The organism is Nocardia asteroides (assembly GCF_021183625.1).
Taxonomy (GTDB): Bacteria; Actinomycetota; Actinomycetes; order Mycobacteriales; family Mycobacteriaceae; genus Nocardia; species Nocardia asteroides_A.
Genome location: NZ_CP089214.1, coordinates 1,692,988 through 1,710,669, shown reverse-complemented (window position 1 = coordinate 1,710,669; position 17,682 = coordinate 1,692,988). Strand labels below are relative to the sequence as shown.

Here is a 17,682-nt window from a genome sequence, read left to right as displayed (position 1 = left end):
CGTGACGAACAACGACACCGACCGCGCGAGCGGCTACTCGCTGGAGAACGGCACCAACGCCACCGAGGTCACGGACGTCTTCACGCCCGTGCAGCGGGCGCACGCGCGCGGCTTCTTCAGCAGGCTCTACACCGGAACCGGCGCCATCGACGTGATCGGCAACCGGCGCCGCTGGTACACGATCACCGCGGTGATCGTGCTGATCGCGCTGGCCAGCATGGCGATCCGCGGGTTCAACTTCGGCATCGATTTCGAGGGTGGCTCGCAGATCCAGTTCCCGGCCGGGTCGGCCACCACCGAGCAGGTCGAGCAGACCTACTCCGGCGCGCTCGGCTTCGATCCGGAGTCGGTGCAGACCGTCGGCACGGGCGGCTCGGCCACCGTGCTGATCCGCTCCGAGGCGCTGGACGCGACCCAGGTCGACCGGCTGAGCGCCGCGATCTACGAGCGGTTCCAGCCGCAGGACTCCGACGGCAGCCCGAGCCGGGCCTCGATCAGCGTCTCCGACGTCAGCGAGACCTGGGGCGGCCAGATCACCCGCAAGGCGCTGATCGCGCTCGCGGTGTTCCTGGTGGTCGTCTCGATCTACATCGCCATCCGCTTCGAGCGGGACATGGCGCTGGCCGCGCTCGCGGCGCTGGTCTTCGACGTGGCGGTGACCGCGGGCGTCTACTCGCTGGTCGGCTTCGAGGTCACCCCGGCCACCGTGATCGGCATCCTGACCATCCTCGGCTTCTCGCTCTACGACTCGGTGGTGGTGTTCGACAAGGTCGAGGAGAACACCAGGGGCATCCTGCACCTGAACCGCCGCACCTACGGCGAGCAGGCCAACCTGGCGCTCAACCAGACGCTCATGCGCTCGATCAACACCGCGCTGATCGGCATGCTGCCGATCATCGGGCTGATGGTGATCGCGGTCTGGCTGCTCGGCGTCGGCACCCTCAAGGACCTGGCGCTGGTGCAGCTGGTCGGGCTGGTCGTCGGCACCTACTCCTCCATCTTCTTCGCGACGCCGCTGCTGGTCTCGCTCAAGGAGCGGTGGGGTCCGGTGGCCGCGCACACCAGGAAGGTGCAGGCCAAGCGGTCCGCGGCGGCCGCGGAGCGGGTCGGCGCCGCCGCCGAGCGGCGCGCGGGCACCGCGACCGCACGCAGTGCCCAGGAGGCGGAGCCCCGGCGGGCCCGCAGCGGCGCGGGCCAGGGCCCGCGGGCGGGTTCGCGTCCCAGCGGGAAGCGCAACCGCCGGTAGCAGCAGTGGCGGGGCCACTGGTGCCCCGGTGACATCGTTCGGGAGCGAAGGGGTTTCGACGTTGCGACTTCCACGCCGCGGGCACCGGCCCGGGATCCGAGCGCGGCGCGTGGTCGCCGCGCTCACCGCCGCTATCGTCGCGGCCGGGCTCGGCGCCGGGTGCTCCAGCGAGAGCCAGGTGCCCTCCATCGGCTATGCCACCGACGCGGTGATCAGCAGCTACAACGGCGGGACGACGGTGGGGTGGGCCAGCGGCTCGCCCGCCGTCTTCGGCCGGGTGCTCACCGGGTTCTTCTACACCGGCCCGGACGGCCAGCAGGTGGCCGACACCGACGTCGGCACCGCCAAGGAGGTGCCGGGGGAGGCGCAGACCATCCAGTACCGGCTCAGCCCGGACGGCGTCTACTCCGACGGCATCGCCACCTCCTGCGACGACCTGGTCTTCACCTGGGCCGCGCGCAGCGGCCGGTTCACCTCCGGCGGCGCGCCGCTCTTCGACAGCGCGAGCACCGCCGGGTACGAGGACATCGAGCGGATCGACTGCGAGCCCGGCTCCAAGGACGCCACCGTCGTCTTCCGCCCCGGCCGCCGCTACGTGCCGTGGCGCACGCTCTTCGCCGCCGGTGAGCTGATGCCCGCGCACGTCGCCACCCAGGCCACCGGGGTGAGCAACCTGATCGGCGCGGTGCGCACCGGCGAGCTGGTCGCGCTCGGCAAGCTCGCCGACTTCTGGAACACCGGCTGGACCATGACGCCGGGCGCGCTGGACGCGAGCCGCTTCCCCTCGGCCGGCCCCTACCGCGTCGGCTCCTACAGCGAGAGCGAGGGGCTGGTGCTCGTCGCCAACGAGCGCTGGTGGGGCGCGAAGCCGGAGACCGGCCGGATCGTGGTGTGGCCCAAGGGAACCGACCTCTCCGCCAAGATCGGCGACAACGCCGTCGGGGTGATCGACATCGGCGCGGGCTCGGTGCCGGAGCTGCCGCTGGACGGCTTCTCCGCCAGCACCGTCCCCGGCCGCGGTGCCGAGCAGCTCGTGCTGAGCACCGGCGGGGTCTTCGCCGGGGTGCAGCCGCGCCGCGCGCTGGCCGCCTGCGTGCCGCGCAAGGCGCTCTTCGACACCATCGGCTCGGTGCCCGAGCGGCCGGAGCGCGGGATCGGCTCGGCCATGCTGAACGCCCACATCGTGCAGCAGGATTCGCTGTTCTACGAGGCCGCCACCGGCGCCGCGCAGAAGTACGCGACGGTCGACCCGAACGTGAAGGCGGGCGAGCTGACCGTGCGGATCGGCTACCGGACCCCGGACGCCCGCCGCGCCGCCACCGTCAGGGCCATCGCCGACTCCTGCCGCGCCGCGGGCATCACCGTCGTCGACGCGGGCGCCCCCGATTTCCAGCCCACCCGGCTGGCCGAGGGCGCGGTGGACGCCGTGCTCGGCGGCACCGCCGCCGCCACCGGCCCGTCCGGGGCGAGCACCGAGGTGGCCGCCATGTCGGCGCTGCGCACCGGGAACGGCTCCAACGTCGGGCGGTTCGGCAACGGCCGCTTCGACGCCATCACCGACCAGCTCGCCGCCGACGACGCCTCCGCCAGCCAGCTCGGGCTGCTCACCGAGGCGGAGAACCTGCTCTGGTCCGAGCTGCCCAGCATCCCGCTCTTCGCCACGCCCCGGCTGATCGCCTTCGGCACCGGGCTGCGCAACGGCGTCGCCGGGCCGACCCAGGGCGGCACCGGCTGGAACATGGACCGCTGGCGGCTGACCCGGTGACCGAATCGGAGGGGACCCCGATGAGCGCCCACACGAGGGCCGCCGACGCGGTGCACCGGCTCACCCGCTGGCACGACGACTTCCCCACGCCCGGAGTCCGATTCGCCGACCTCACCCCGGTCTTCGCGGACGCCGCCGGCTTCCGCGCGGTACTCGACGGCCTCGCCGCCTGCGCCCCGGACGCCGACCTGATCGCCGGGGTGGACGCGCGCGGCTTCCTGCTCGGCGCCGGTGTCGCGGCGAGCCTCGGCACCGGGGTGCTCGCCGTCCGCAAGGGCGGCAAGCTGCCGCCGCCGGTGGTCTCCCGCGAGTACACCCTGGAGTACGGCACCGCCGCGCTGGAGATCCCGGCCGACGGCGTGCGGCTGCGCGGCAGGCGGGTGCTGCTGCTCGACGACGTGCTCGCCACCGGCGGCACGCTCGCCGCGGCGGCGGAGCTCTTCGCCGAGGCGGGCGCCGAGGTGGTCGCGGCCGCCGTCGTGCTGGAGATCGGCTTCCTCGCCGGGCGGGGCAGGCAGGGCGACTACCCGGTCACCGCCATCGTCACCGTCTGAAAAAGGAGTTGACCCCGGCGGTGGTGCCGGGGTTACCCTGAATCGTCTTGTTCCCGACGAAACGGAGCGGCTGTTGCTGATCTGAGGTCTCGCCCGGGCGGCCCGTATCTCGCGCGCCGCGTTCCGTCGCAGTCACCTCGGGAGCAACCGTGCCCACTCCTTCGTCTTCGCTGTCCCTGTCGGACGTCGCCTTCACCTGGCCCGACGGCACCCCCGTCTTCGACGGGCTGACCGCGACCCTCGCCCCTGGCCGGATCGGGGTGGTCGGCGCCAACGGCGCCGGGAAGTCCACACTGCTGCGGCTCGTCGCGGGTGAGCTCACCCCCGGCCGCGGCTCGATCACCCGCCCCGGCCCGCTCGGCTATCTGCGCCAGGATATCGGCCTCGGCACCGGCCTCCGGGTCGACCGAGTGCTCGGCATCGATGCCGTGCGCGCCGCGCTGCACCGGATCGAGGCCGGCGGGGGAACGCCCGCCGACTTCGACACCGTCGGCGCGGGCTGGGACGTCGAGGAGCGCGCGGTGGCGCTGCTCGCCCGGCTCGGCCTCGGCCACGTCGCCGACGGCCCGGCCGCGCTCGACCGCACCGTCGGCACGATCTCCGGCGGCGAGACGGTGCTGCTCGGCCTGGTCGCCGAGCTGCTCACCGAGCCCGCCGTGCTGCTGCTCGACGAGCCGACCAACAACCTGGACGGCGTCGCCAGGCAGCGCCTCGCCGACGTGCTCGGCCAGTTCACCGGCATCGCGCTGGTGGTCAGCCACGACCGGGAGCTGCTCGACGGCATGGACGTCACCGCCGAGCTCTACCGGGGCGGGCTGCGGCTCTTCGGCGGCGGCTTCGGCGAGTACGAGCGGATCGTCGCGGCCGAGCAGGAGGCCGCGCTCGCCGCGGTCCGGGATGCCCGCGGCGACCTGCGGCGGCAGCGCCGGGAGCTGATCGAGACCCGGATCAAGCTGGACCGCCGGGTGCGGTACGGCCGCATGCTCGCCGAGACCAAGCGGGCGCCGAAGATCATCGCCAACGAGAAGAAGCGGAGCCAGCAGGTCTCCGCGGGCAAGCTGCGCACTACCCACCTGGACAGGCTGGACACCGCGCGCGAGCAGCTGCGCGGCGCCGAGGAGGCGGTGCGTGACGACCGCGAGGTCCGGATCGAGCTGCCGCGCACGCTGGTGCACCCCGGGCAGGAGGTGGTCGAGCTGACCGGTGCCGCGCTGCCCGGGGGTGTCTCGGTCGACCTGCGGGTGCACGGCCCCGAGCGGATCGCGGTGACCGGTCGCAACGGGGTCGGCAAGACCACGCTGCTGCGCCGGATCGCCGAATCCGGGCCGAAGGTGCCGTGGAAGCTGCTGCCGCAGCGGCTCGACGTCCTCGACGACACCCGCTCGGTCTTCGAGAACGTGGCGGCCGCCGCGCCGCACGCGGAGGCGCAGGAGGTGCGGGCCCAGCTCGCCCGCTTCCTCTTCCGCGGCGCCGCCGCCGACGCCGCGGCCGGCACGCTCTCCGGCGGCGAGCGGCTGCGCGCCGCGCTCGCCACCGTGCTGCTCGCCGACCCCGCACCCCGGCTGCTGCTGCTCGACGAGCCGACCAACAACCTGGACCTGCCCAGCCTCGGGCACCTCACCCAGGCGCTGACCGGCTACCGGGGCGCGCTGGTGGTGGTCAGCCACGACGAGCGCTTCCTCGCCGAGCTCGGCCTCACCCGCGTGCTGCGCTGCACCGGCACCGAGGTCGAGGAGCTGCCGCTCTCCTGACCTCGCCGGGTCGCCGAATCGTCGGCGACCTTGTCGGAATAGATTTGGTCACCTACACTAAAACTACTTCACGGGAGGAGACGGACATGGGATACGGACACTGGGACGACACCGCCTACCGGGCGGCGGCCACCTTCCGCGCCCGGCGCGGCGAGGACGACTTCGGCTACACCGCCGAGGTGCGCGACCGGCCCTACGACAGCTGGCGGGCGCACCCGAGCCTGGAGCCGTTCGGGGTGCGGGCGCGCGAATGCCGCGACTCCGACGAGCACGGCACCGCGCTGCCGATCGCGGTGCTCTTCGACGTCACCGGTTCGATGGGCCGGGTGCCGCGGATCATGCAGAACAAGCTGGGGCTGCTGCACGGCCTGCTGCGCAGCCGCGGCTACGCCGACGACCCGCAGCTGCTCTTCGGCGCCATCGGCGACGCCGACAGCGACCGGGTGCCGCTGCAGGTCGGCCAGTTCGAGTCGGACAACCGGATGGACGAGCAGCTGCGCTCGATCCTGCTGGAGGGCGGTGGCGGCGGCCAGAAGTCGGAGAGCTACGAGCTCGCCGCCTACTTCATGGCCACCCACGTCACCACCGACGCCTGGGACAAGCGCGGCAAGCGCGGCTACCTGTTCCTGATCGGCGACGAGCTGAACAAGCCGCGGCTGGCGAGCAGGCACATCCGCGCCGTGATCGGCGACAGCGTGCGGCAGGACGTCTCGGTGCAGTCGATCTACCGGGAGCTGGCCGAGCGCTGGCACGTCTACTTCATCCTGCCCGACCAGTCCAGCTACTTCCACGATCCGGAGATCGCGGAGCACTGGCGCGGGCTGCTCGGGCAGAACTTCCTGAAGCTGGACGACCCGGCCGCGGTCTGCGAGCTCATCGCGCTCACCATCGGGCTCGGCGAGGACCGGGTCGACCTCGCCACCGGCCTCGCCGACCTGCGCGATGTCGGCGCCACCGGGGCCGACGCGGTCGCCCGCACGCTGGGGGAGCGGAAGGCGCTGCCCGGGAAGCGGACGGCGTGAACCGACGCGGCGGCGCCGTCCCCGGTGCGCACGTGATCGTGGTCGACCTCGGCTTCGGGGACGCGGGCAAGGGGGCGACGGTCGACTGGCTGTGCTCCCCGGCGGCGGGGCTCGGCCCCGCCGCCGTCGTCCGGTTCAACGGCGGGGCGCAGGCCGCGCACACCGTCGTCGCCGGCGCGCGCACGCACACCTTCGCGCAGTTCGGGTCGGGCACCCTCGCCGGGGTGCCGACGCTGCTCTCCCGGCACGTGCTGGTGGAGCCGATCGCGCTCGCCGCCGAGGCCGAGGCGCTCGCGGTGCTCGGCGTGCCGGACCCGCTCGGGCTGCTCGCCGTCGACGGCAGGGCGCTGCTCACCACCCCGATCCACATCGCCGCGAACCGGGCGCGGGAGCGGGCCCGCGGCGCGGGCAGGCACGGCTCCTGCGGGCGCGGGATCGGCGAGACCGCCTCCTACGCACTGGAACACGCGGCCCCGACGGTCGCCGACTGCGCGCACCCGGACCGGCTGCGGACGCTGCTCACCGCGCTGGCCGCGCACTACGCGCCGCTGCTCGACGGCAGCGGCTTCGGCTACGAGCCGGTGGACGAGCTGGTCGGCATGTACCGGGAGTTCGCCGCCGCCGTCCGCATCGTCGGCGACGGCGAGCTCGCCCGGCTGGCCCGGCGCGGGCCGCTGGTCTTCGAGGGCGCGCAGGGGGTGCTGCTCGACGAGTGGCGCGGGTTCCACCCGCACACCACCTGGTCGACGGTCGAGCCGAGCAATGCCCGCGCGCTGCTGGCAGGCATCGGCGCCACCGGCACCGTGCTCGGCGTCACCAGGAGCTACCAGACCCGGCACGGGGACGGCCCGTTCCCCACCGAGGACGCGGCGCTCGACCTCCCCGAGCCGCACAACGGCACCGGCCCCTACCAGGGCGCGTTCCGCCGCGGGCACCTCGATCTGGTGCTGCTGCGCTACGCGCTCGAGGTGTGCGGCGGGGTCGACGGGCTGGTCGTCAACCACCTCGACGTCCCCGGCCCGCTCCGCGTCGCGACGGCCTACCGCACCCCAGGCGGCCCGCTCCGCCGCCTGCCCGTCGGGCCCGGCCGCGACCTGTCCCACCAGGAGTCCCTGACCGCGCTCCTGCGTTCCGCCACACCCGAATTGGCCGATCTTCCCGCCGACATCCCGGCCTACCTGGAGCGCGAGCTGGGTACCCCCGTGTTGCTCACCGGTAACGGCCCGGATCGGTCCGATCGCCGCCCCACCCCTGCCACTCGCGCGGCCTGATCGCGGCCGCGCGAAAATACCCCCATGCAGTCGGTCGTATCGGTGGATGTGGTGACGCTGCGGTTCTGGGGGGAGGACGCAGGCATCCGGCTCGGGGTCGCGCCGCGCGGGCACGCGCCCTTCGCCGGTGAGCTCGCGCTGCCCGGCGTCCTGCTCGGCCGCGGCGAACGCCTGGTCGCCGCCGCGCACCGCGCCCTCGTCACCAAACTCGGCGCCCCCGAACCCGCCATCGCCGCCATCGGGCAGCTGGTCACCTTCGACGAACCCAGCCGCGACCCGCGCGGTCCCACCCTCTCCATCGCCATGTGGGCGGTGCTCAGCCCGCACGACAGCCCCGCCGACTGGGTCTCCTTCGACAGCGTCCCGCCGCTCGCCTTCGACCACAACGCCATCGTCGGCACCGCCCGCACCCTCCTCACCGGCCTGCTCTGGAAAGACCCCGCCTTCACCCGCGCCCTCCTCGGCCCCCAGTTCCCCGCCACCCGCGCCGTCGAACTCGCCACCTCCGTGCACGGCACCCGGCCGGACCCCGCCAACCTGAACCGGACCCTCGCGAGCGTCCCCGGGTTGACCCGCACAGAAGAGCGGCGCAGAGTGAAGGCCACGGGTCGCCCCGCCGCAGTCTGGGCCTTCGACACCTGACCCACCGGATGCGAACCTCCCAGGGCCGCGAACCCGCGAGCCGGAGGCGAGCCATCCAACACCGGACTAAAGTGGGTAATTCCTCGGGAAACCGGGGTGATCAGAGAGGTGGCGGCATGACTCAGCATCTGGACGAGGTGAACGCCGGGAACGCGGCGGACGAACCCCGCCCCGAGCCCGAGCAGGCCGCCGCGACCTCCGAGGCGTCTTCCACGCCCCCGCGCAGCGGTTCCGCCGCGGTGCCCACCTCCGCTTCGCGGCGGGTTCGGGCCCGGCTGGCTCGGCGGATGACCGGGCAGCGCGGCATCGCGGCGGTGAAGCCGGTGCTGGAGCCGCTGGCGACGGTGCACCGCGAGCTGTACCCCAAGGGCGACCTGGTTCTGCTGCAGCGCGCCTTCGACGTGGCCGACGAGCGGCACAAGCACCAGTTCCGCAAGTCCGGCGACCCGTACATCACGCACCCGCTCGCGGTGGCGAACATCCTGGCCGAGCTCGGCATGGACACCGTCACGCTGACCGCGGCGCTGCTGCACGACACGGTGGAGGACACCGGCTACTCGGTGGAGCAGCTCACCGCCGACTTCGGCCGCGAGGTCGCGCACCTGGTGGACGGCGTCACCAAGCTGGACAAGGTGAACCTGGGCGCGGCCGCCGAGGCCGAGACCATCCGCAAGATGATCATCGCCATGGCCCGCGACCCCCGGGTGCTGGTGATCAAGGTCGCCGACCGGCTGCACAACATGCGCACCATGCGCTTCCTTCCGCCGGAGAAGCAGGCGAAGAAGGCGCGCGAGACGCTCGAGGTGATCGCCCCGCTGGCGCACCGGCTCGGCATGGCCACGGTCAAGTGGGAGCTGGAGGACCTCGCCTTCGCGATCCTGCACCCGAAGAAGTACGACGAGATCGTCCGCCTGGTCGCCGACCGTGCCCCCTCGCGCGACACCTACCTGGCCCGGGTGCGCGCGCTGATCGTGAACAACCTGACCGATTCCCGGATCAACGCGGTGGTCGAGGGCAGGCCGAAGCACTACTGGTCGATCTACCAGAAGATGATCGTCAAGGGTAAGGACTTCGACGACATCCACGACCTGGTCGGCATCCGCATCCTGTGCGAGGAGATCCGCGACTGCTATGCCGCGGTCGGCGTGGTGCACTCGCTGTGGCAGCCGATGGCGGGCCGGTTCAAGGACTACATCGCGCAGCCGCGCTACGGCGTCTACCAGTCGCTGCACACCACCGTGGTCGGCCCGGACGGCAAGCCACTCGAGGTGCAGATCCGCACGCACGAGATGCACCGGACCGCCGAGTTCGGCATCGCCGCGCACTGGCGGTACAAGGAGACCAAGGGCAAGCACACCGTCGACTCCACCGAGGTCGACGAGATGTCCTGGATGCGCCAGCTGCTGGATTGGCAGCGCGAGGCCGCGGACCCGGCCGAGTTCCTCGAGTCGCTGCGCTTCGACCTGAAGTCGCCGGAGATCTTCGTCTTCACCCCCAAGGGCGACGTGATCACGCTGCCGCAGAAGTCGACCCCGATCGATTTCGCCTACGCGGTGCACACCGAGGTCGGGCACAAGTGCATCGGCGCCAGGGTGAACGGCAGGCTGGTCGCGCTGGAGCGGCAGCTGGAGAACGGTGAGGTCGTCGAGATCTTCACCTCGAAGGCGCAGAACGCGGGGCCGAGCCGGGATTGGCAGAACTTCGTCGTCTCGCCGCGCGCCAAGGCCAAGATCCGGCAGTGGTTCGCCAAGGAGCGCCGCGAGGAGGCGCTGGAGACCGGCAAGGAGCAAATCTCCAAGGAGGTCAAGCGCTCCGGGCTGCCGCTGCAGCGGCTGATGAGCGCCGACGCCATGGCCTCGCTGGCCAAGGAGCTGCACTACGACGACGTCTCCGCGCTCTACACCGCGGTGGGCGAGCACCAGGTCTCGGCCCAGCACGTCGTGCAGCGGCTGATGGCCCAGCTCGGCGGCATCGGCGACGTGGAGAACGAGCTCGCCGAGCGCTCCACCCCTTCCAGCACCCCGGCCAGGCAGCGCGTCACCGGCGACGCGGGCGTCCTCATCCCCGGTGCGACGAACACGGTCGCCAAGCTCGCCAAGTGCTGCACCCCCGTCCCCGGCGACGCCATCCTCGGCTTCGTGACCAGGGGCGGCTCGGTCAGCGTGCACCGAACCGACTGCACCAACGCCGAATCCCTGCAGGACCAGCAGGAACGCATCATCGCGGTGGAGTGGGCGCCCTCGCCATCCTCGGTCTTCCTGGTGGCCATCCAGATCGAGGCACTGGACCGCACCCGGCTCCTCTCCGACGTCACCAAGGTCCTCGCCGACGAGAAGGTCAATATCCTCTCGGCCTCCGTCACCACCCACGGCGACCGAGTCGCCATCAGCAAGTTCACCTTCGAGATGGGCGACCCCAAGCACCTCGGCCACGTCCTCAACGTCGTCCGCAACGTGGAGGGCGTCTACGACGTCTACCGGGTGACCTCGGCGGCGTAATCCGGCACAGGCAGTGCTGGGGCAGTGGTTCGATCTTGCGGCGCGACACGAACACCGATCTGTTTGCCCGCAATTCGCCCCATAACGGCCGTGACGGTGGTAACTTCCTCCCCGCGGCCGTTCCCTGCCGCGCGGCGTACCCGGCGCCACGCGTGGAAATCGGAAACTTGCGGTGTGCCGCCGAGCGATTGCCGTCGATGTGTCGTGGACACCACGGTGTCCTGCGGAATGTTTCCGCCGCGCCCGCAGTCATAGCCGGAATCTGTTACGGTCTATTGCGTTTCGAAGCGTCCTGTTGGCTCGGCGATACGGACTGATTGCGAACCGCTATGGCAACGTACACGGGAAGAATCTCGGGAATGCTCGTCGCGTTCGCCGTCGCTGTGGCGACCGCGACCACGGGCACCGCCGCCGCGCAGCCACCTGCCGGGCCCTCCACGGAGCTGGAGATCGCGTCGTGTCCCGCGCTGTACGCGCTCGGGATCCAGGGCACCGGTGAGTCCTCGCCGGACGCCGCGCCGACCACCGACACCGGCATGCTCTCCACCGTCTTCCGGCCGCTGCTGGCCAAGGCGAGCGATCCGGGGCTGGTCGACCGCGCCTATGTGCCGTACGAGGCGGGTTTCGGCGGCGCCGTCGGCGGCCAGCAGGCCCCGTACTCGGAGTCCATCACCGGCGGGCTGGTCCGGCTGCGCACCATGGCCAAGCAGGTCGCCGACCGCTGCGGTGAGACCCGTTTCGCGATCGTCGGGTACTCGCAGGGCGCGCACGTCGCCTCGATGTTCGCGCAGGAGGTCGGGCAGGGGCACGGCGTGCTGGCCGCCGACAAGGTCGCGGCCGTCGCGCTCTTCGGTGACCCCACCCGCAATCCGGGCGCCCCGCTCTTCCCCGGCGCACCGGGCAAGGCCGCCCCGGACGCCGCCCCCGGCGTCTCCGGTGACGAGATCGCGAGCATCGCCGCGCTGCCGCAGGCGCCTGCCACCGGCGGCGGCATCGGCCCCGAGCGGGACCGGGCGGCCAACTTCGGCTCGCTCACCGGCCGGGTCGCGAGCTTCTGTGCCGCAGGCGATCTCGCGTGTGACGCCCCCGAGGGCGCGCCGATCCTCAAGGCGGTGGCCAATATCGCCGGCCAGGCCAAGCTGAGCGGCGGCGACCCGATCGCCTCGCTGGTCTCCATCTCGCAGGCGCTGGCCTTCACCTCGATCAAGACCGCCACCAGGGTGGTGAACGAGGACGTCTCCGGTACCTCGCTCGCGAATCTCTCGATCGCGCCGAAGCAGTCGATCTCGCAGCGGCTGGCCGACGCCTCCGACCCGCGCACCCCGCTCGATCTGAACGGCGCCTTCAAGGCCGTGCTCAAGGTCGGCATGATCGGGCTGAACGCGGTGGTCACCGTGGTGAAGACGGTACTCAACCCGACCGCGATCGCCGAACTCGCGACGGCCGCGCTGAGCAACCCGCCCGCCGCGCTGCTCCTGCTCGGCACCAAGCTGCTCGGCGCGATCCCGCAGCTGATTCCGCCGACCACGGTCTCCCGCCTGGTGACCCAGGCCTTCGAGGCGGTGGTGCAGAACATCACCGACAACAGCGAGCTGCTGAACATCACCACCTGGGTCCGCTACTGGGACACGGTGCAGCGGCACGGCGCCTACGGCAATGCCGCCGTCTCGGCCACCGGCGACGCGCCGACCCAGTTCGTGGCCGACTGGCTCGCGGCGACGGCGCACGACATCCACGCGACCATCGGCAGCGGCGGGAAGCCGTCCGGAGCGGCCCCGAAGGTGCCGACCGGATTCTTCGACGGCAGCTCCGGCGCGTCTCCGACACCGGCTCCGTCGGGTACGGGACAATTCCCCTTCGGGAGTGGAGTCGACGGCGCCTCCTCCGGAGGCTCGGTGCCGTCGGCGCCCCCCGCCGACCGACCCGATTCCGCAGGCAACGCCTATCCGTTCTCCAGGAACTGAACGCCGAGAAGGGCCGATTGATGCCGCAGCACGCGCCCCGATCAGCGGGAATGGGGGAATGTTGAAGTCGTACAAACAACTGTCGCGATGGTACGGGGCGCTGGAGCCGGAGGCCGCGGCCGCCGCGCCGGAGCATCCGGCAGCCCCCGATCCCGACCCCGACGCCGCGCCGCCGGGCACACCGCTCCTCTCGGTAGACCCGGCCGACGCCGTCGAGGGGCGTCGGACGAACCCGGAGCAACCCGCCGCGGACGCGGAGCGGCCGCCGATCGCGCTGGACAAGGGGGCCGAGCGCGCGCAGGAGCCGCCGATCGTGGCGGAGGTCGTCGAGCCGGAGGTCGTCGAGCCCGTGCTCGTCGAAGCCCCGGCGGAATCCGTGGTCATCCCGGCCGCGGGCAGTGAGCCCGAGAATGTGGAGCCGGTGGCACCACCACCCCCGGTGATCGATGCCGAGGTGCTCCAGGTCGATTCCGGCACCTCCGCGACCACCCCGCTGGACGAGATCGACGACGAACTCAAGTTCCCCTGGGAGCGCGAGGCCGAGGAGGCGGCGGCCGCCGAAGCCGCCGCCACCCCGCGGCTGCGCCCGCAACCGCCGGACCCGCTGGACGACGCCGACCTGTTCGCCGACGCCGACCTCGGCGGCGACACCGTCACCCCGATCGACGCGCACCGCGGCGAGCGCGAGCAGTGGCAGGGCGACGACCGCTTCGACAACTACGTGCCCAGCGACGTCACCGCGCAGCGCAGCGAATTCGTCGGCGGCTGGTCGGACTGGGTCGGCGCGGGCCCGCCCCCGGCGGCCGCGCCCGGCCGGGACGACGACGGCACGGTGCGCACCCTGCCCGGCCCGCTCGCGGTGCGCGAGCAGGCCCCGCCGACGGAGGGCAAGCGCCGCCGCGCCTTCGTCGTGCTCGGCGTCGCGGTGCTGCTGCTGGTACTGGCCGCCTTCGGCGTGGTCTACCTGCTCGGCTCGGGCGCCGACCGCACCGGCTCGGCCCCGGTCGTCCCCTCGGCCATGCAGTTCAGCAGCGCGGGCGGCCCGGCCGCCGAGTGTCCGGCCGGCCGCACCCCGACCGAGGTGCGCGGCGCGGGCCGGGGCGGGGCGATGTCCGGGCCGGACGCCATCCTCGCCTTCCAGTACGCGTACTACGTGGACCGCAGCGGCGCCTCCGCGCGGCAGCTGGTCGCGCCGCAGGCCGCGGTCTCGCCTGCCGAGGTGATCCAGCGCGGAATCGACTCCATCCCGGCCGGAACCACGCACTGCGTGCGGATCACCGGGGTGGGCGACAATCGGTATTCGGTCGAGGTCACCGAACAGCGGCCGGGTGGAGTCCCCGCGTCCTACAGCAGGCAGACGGTCACCACCGCGGAGATCGGCGGCCGCACCCTGATCACGGGCATCGCGGCCGGGTAGAGGAGAGCAGTAGCGATGGGAGAGGACTGGAGTTCCCGGGCCGACCGGCAGCGACCGATCCTGGTGGTCGGGGGCTGTGGCGGCGCGGGCACGACGACGACGGTGCTCGGGCTCGCGGGTGCGCGGGCCGCGGGCGGCACCCCGACGGTGGCGGTCGACGCCACCGCCGCGGGTGGCGACCTGGCGCTGCGCGGCGCCGACGAACACCTGCACCCGATCAGCCTGCAGTCGTGGCTCTACGGCCGCGGCGACGACGAGCCCGCCCCGCTCAAGGAGTGCCTGTCCCGGGCCTCCTCCGGGATCGGGCTGCTCTGGCGGGACGAGGCCCCGCTGCGCCGCCGCGCGACGTATCTGACCGTGGCCCGGGCGGTTTCGCAGGCCGGCTTCACCGCGGTCTACGACGGCGGCAGCCCGATCGCCGCGCGCCAGCTGCGCCCGCTGCTCGACGACGCCGAGATCGCGCTGGTCCTGGCGATCCCGTCGCGCACCGACGCCGCCAACCGGCTGCGGGTGACGCTGGAGTGGCTGGACGACCAGTTCGGCGCCGCCGACGAGGGGCCGGGCGGCGGCATCGTCGGCGACACCACCATCGTGGTCTCGCACCAGCTCCCGGACTCGGACTCCCGGGTGGCCGAGCACCTGCGCGAGCACCTGGCCGGCTGGGTGCACGAGATCCGCGAGATCCCGTACGACCCGCACCTGGCCCGCGGCGAGCTGGTGCAGCACGGCGAGCTGGCCGAGACCACCCGGGCGGCCTACGACGAGCTACTGCGCAGCGTGGCATCATGACTGCGGCCATGAAACTTCCGCGCCGCTCCGCTCCGGAGCCGGGAACGGCGGGCGTGATCGCGCCGCCGGAGTCCCGGCGTGCTCCCATCTGGCAGCGTCCGGTGCCCGGAATCGGGCGTGCGCCGCTGGTCTGGGTGCTGGGTGTACACGGGGGCGCCGGAGCCAGTACGCTCGCGCATGTGCTTGCGCCAGTGGCGGATTCGAGCCGCCGCTGGCCCGGCGTCTTCGAGCGTGAATCGCCGTTCGTCGTCCTCGTCGCCAGGGAGACCATCCCGGGGCTGACCCGTGCGCACGATCTGCTCCGCCAGCACCTCTCCGGCTACGCCGGGCGCGCGGATGTGCTCGGCCTGGTCACCGTCGCCGCCCGCCCCGGCAGGCTGCCCGCCGAGATCCGCAGGTACCGCGACGTGGTCGGCTCACTCGCCGGCCAGCTCTGGCAGGTGCCGTGGGTCGAGGAGTGGACCCTGGTGGAGCCGGAGAAACTGCCGGTGTGGACGCCGGGAGACGTGCAGCTGCCGCGCAAGCGCCGGATCGATCCGCTCGACGAGGTGCCGCCGGAGATCCACCGGCTCGGCTCCGAGATCGTCGCGGCGGCCCGCTCCGCCCTGCGCGAATCCAGCTACGACGCCGACGAGCGGATGTTCGAGGAGTGAACGCCGTGTCGAACCACGTCATCTCCGCTTCGAGAAAGGTATCCGGATGAGCGCGCTGCTCTTGGCCGTACAGGACGCGGGCATTGTCCTTGCCCAGGTCGGCAACCCGACACCGGAGGCGCCGCCCGGATCCGAGAAGATCCTCCAGCTGGTCCGCTACCTCACCTGGTTCGTGCTGCTCGCCGGAATCGTCGCGATCATCTACGCGGGTGGCAAGTTCGCCTGGGAGCGGTGGACCGGCGGCGGGCTGGAGTCGCCGAAGATGGTGGCGGGCGCCATGATCGGCGGCGTCGTCGCGACCAGCGCGGGCACCATCATGAACGCCGTCATCGGGACGTGAGGTCGGCCGTGCTCGCCTACAAACAGATGCCTGCCGACGTGCTCGAGCCGCTGATGCAGCTGCTGAACTGGCTGCTCTGGTTCGTGCTGCTGGTCTGCCTGGCCTGGATGATCCTGTCCGCGGGGCGGCTCTGGATGGCCTTCAAATCCGATCTGGCCGTGAACGACGCCTCCTTCGGCGTGCTCATGAGCCTGCTCGGCGCGATCGTGGCCAGTACCGCCTCCGGCATCGCACTCGCGTTCCTGCCTGCGTGACGCCGACGGTCAGGGGGAGCTCCAGCATCATGAATCGAATCCAGAGACCCGGTGCGGGCGCGGTCGGCATCGCGCTGCTGCTCGCCGCGACCACCGCCTGCGGCGGCGGCGATGGTGCCGGTGCGTCCGGCCCCGACCTGAACGCCGCCCCGAGCAATGTGCGCTGGCAGTCCTTCCAGGGCGTCGCGCTGCCGCACGCCGACCAGGGGCCGCGCTCCGGCGCGGACGGCGCGGCGACCGGCTTCGACCACTCGCCGCCCGGCGCGGCGGTGGCCGCCATCGTGCACACCGTCCGGCTCTCCATCGCGCCGGACGGGCAGTGGTCGCAGGTGGTGAACCGGGAGGTCGTGCCCGGCCCCGCGCGCGACGAGTGGGCGATCAACCGGGTGCAGCTCTCGATCACCGGCCCGGCCGCCGCCGAGTACGCGCCGCGGGTGCTGGGGTACCGGGTGACCGGCTACACCGACGAGCGCTCCACGGTCGACGTCTACACCGAGTACTCGGACTCCTCGCGCGCCGTCACGCACACCACCGTCGAGTGGTTCGACGAGGACTGGCGGCTGCGGCTGCCCGACCCGGAGTCGACCGTGCGGCCGGTGGACGCGGTGGATCAGGTGCCCGCGGAGATCGTGAAGCTGGAGGCCCCGAAGTGAGCGGGCGGGGGGAGGTGCCGTGAGCGGCAAGGATTCCGCGCCGCCGCGCGACCGCGTCTCCTTCGGCGTCGTCGCCTCCGGCGCGGTGCTGGCGCTGATCCTGATCGTCGGCTTCGTCGTCTACCTGAACCGGGGCGACGCCGACGCCACCGTCGCGCTGCCACCGGCCGGGAACACCGGAACGGGAACCGGTTTCGCCTCCCCGGAGGCGGATTTCCTCGGTCGCCGGGTCGACATCCCGAACAACTCCGCGGGGCAGCCGCTGCCGCAGGACGCGACCAAGCAGCGCAGGCCGGGCGACCCGGCCTGGCTCACCGCCGCCCCGATCGGGACCACCGCGCCGCAGGGCTGGCAGCGGGTCTACGGCGCCTCGGTGCCGTTCTCCACCTCGGACGGCCCGGCGCGGATCGAGAACGGCCTCGCGGTCGGCTACGCGCACACCCCGCAGGGCGCCGCGCTGGCCGCCGCGCAGATCACCTACCGGCTGAACGCGCGCCCGGCCAACCGCGACCTGTACGTCACCCAGGTGCGGGTCTCGCCGCAGCAGCTCTCCGCGTACGAGAACGCGCTGGCCGCGGACAAACTGCCGGAGCAGCAGCCGGAGAAGGTCACCAGGTACCTGGTGGCCCCGGACGCCTTCAAGATCGACGACTACGCCGACGACCTGGCCATCGTGCGGCTCGCCGCCCGCGGCCCGGTCGTCGACGGCAAGCAGCTGTGGGCCGCCGTCCGGCTCGTGGTGGTGTGGGACGCGGGCGACTGGCGGCTCAAGCCGACCTCGTCGACCAACTCGCAGACCGAGTATCTCGAGACGCTCGAGGGGTGGACCCGATGGTGACCAGGCACTACATCGAGGGGTGGAT

General features: G+C 72.5%; 16 protein-coding genes. All 16 read left to right on the top strand.

Features of this window, described 5'->3' with window-relative positions; all coding sequences use genetic code 11:
* Position 1 precedes the first annotated feature (1 nt).
* The 16 genes from secF (at position 2) to LTT61_RS08220 (ending at position 17,657) form a co-directional block, all read left to right on the top strand.
* Positions 2–1,246, top strand: a complete 1,245-nt coding sequence (secF, locus tag LTT61_RS08295) for a protein translocase subunit SecF (RefSeq protein ID WP_420094798.1) — start codon at positions 2–4, stop codon at positions 1,244–1,246.
* Between the two features lie 61 nt (positions 1,247–1,307).
* Entirely contained in the window at positions 1,308–3,011 is a 1,704-nt protein-coding gene (locus LTT61_RS08290) for an ABC transporter substrate-binding protein (protein WP_420094753.1), read from the top strand.
* Positions 3,012–3,031: 20 nt separating this feature from the next.
* The gene (locus LTT61_RS08285; protein WP_233019342.1) at positions 3,032–3,565 is read left to right on the top strand and encodes an adenine phosphoribosyltransferase; all 534 of its coding nucleotides are present in this window, start codon (positions 3,032–3,034) and stop codon (positions 3,563–3,565) included.
* Positions 3,566–3,714: 149 nt separating this feature from the next.
* Positions 3,715–5,316 (top strand): ATP-binding cassette domain-containing protein, encoded by a 1,602-nt coding sequence (locus tag LTT61_RS08280; RefSeq protein WP_233019341.1) that lies wholly within the window; start codon positions 3,715–3,717, stop codon positions 5,314–5,316.
* Positions 5,317–5,402: 86 nt separating this feature from the next.
* The gene (locus LTT61_RS08275) at positions 5,403–6,338 is read left to right on the top strand and encodes a hypothetical protein (protein WP_233019340.1); all 936 of its coding nucleotides are present in this window, start codon (positions 5,403–5,405) and stop codon (positions 6,336–6,338) included.
* Positions 6,335–7,609 carry an adenylosuccinate synthetase gene (locus LTT61_RS08270; RefSeq protein WP_233019339.1) on the top strand — a complete coding sequence of 425 codons (1,275 nt, stop codon included), beginning with the start codon at positions 6,335–6,337 and terminating at the stop codon, positions 7,607–7,609. Before LTT61_RS08275 ends, LTT61_RS08270 begins: the two co-directional genes overlap by 4 nt.
* A gap of 24 nt (positions 7,610–7,633) precedes the next feature.
* A complete protein-coding gene (locus tag LTT61_RS08265; protein WP_233019338.1) occupies positions 7,634–8,251 on the top strand; it encodes an NUDIX hydrolase in 618 nt (205 codons plus the stop codon).
* Between the two features lie 116 nt (positions 8,252–8,367).
* A complete protein-coding gene (locus LTT61_RS08260; RefSeq protein WP_233019337.1) occupies positions 8,368–10,749 on the top strand; it encodes a RelA/SpoT family protein in 2,382 nt (793 codons plus the stop codon).
* A 359-nt stretch (positions 10,750–11,108) separates the two neighbouring features.
* The gene (locus LTT61_RS08255) at positions 11,109–12,713 is read left to right on the top strand and encodes a cutinase family protein (RefSeq protein ID WP_233019336.1); all 1,605 of its coding nucleotides are present in this window, start codon (positions 11,109–11,111) and stop codon (positions 12,711–12,713) included.
* A 58-nt stretch (positions 12,714–12,771) separates the two neighbouring features.
* Positions 12,772–14,130 carry a hypothetical protein gene (locus LTT61_RS08250; RefSeq protein WP_233019335.1) on the top strand — a complete coding sequence of 453 codons (1,359 nt, stop codon included), beginning with the start codon at positions 12,772–12,774 and terminating at the stop codon, positions 14,128–14,130.
* A 15-nt stretch (positions 14,131–14,145) separates the two neighbouring features.
* Positions 14,146–14,919: a hypothetical protein gene (locus LTT61_RS08245; protein ID WP_233019334.1), complete on the top strand. Its 774-nt coding sequence runs from the start codon at positions 14,146–14,148 to the stop codon at positions 14,917–14,919.
* A 179-nt stretch (positions 14,920–15,098) separates the two neighbouring features.
* On the top strand, positions 15,099–15,572 hold the full coding sequence (locus LTT61_RS08240; protein WP_233019333.1) for a hypothetical protein: 474 nt from the start codon (positions 15,099–15,101) through the stop codon (positions 15,570–15,572).
* 46 nt (positions 15,573–15,618) lie between these two features.
* Positions 15,619–15,912 (top strand): hypothetical protein, encoded by a 294-nt coding sequence (locus tag LTT61_RS08235; protein WP_233019332.1) that lies wholly within the window; start codon positions 15,619–15,621, stop codon positions 15,910–15,912.
* Positions 15,909–16,166: a hypothetical protein gene (locus tag LTT61_RS08230; RefSeq protein ID WP_378612749.1), complete on the top strand. Its 258-nt coding sequence runs from the start codon at positions 15,909–15,911 to the stop codon at positions 16,164–16,166. Before LTT61_RS08235 ends, LTT61_RS08230 begins: the two co-directional genes overlap by 4 nt.
* A 29-nt stretch (positions 16,167–16,195) precedes the next feature.
* Positions 16,196–16,819 (top strand): hypothetical protein, encoded by a 624-nt coding sequence (locus LTT61_RS08225; RefSeq protein ID WP_233019331.1) that lies wholly within the window; start codon positions 16,196–16,198, stop codon positions 16,817–16,819.
* Positions 16,820–16,838: 19 nt separating this feature from the next.
* Entirely contained in the window at positions 16,839–17,657 is an 819-nt protein-coding gene (locus LTT61_RS08220) for a hypothetical protein (RefSeq protein WP_233019330.1), read from the top strand.
* The last annotated feature ends 25 nt before the right edge of the window (positions 17,658–17,682 follow it).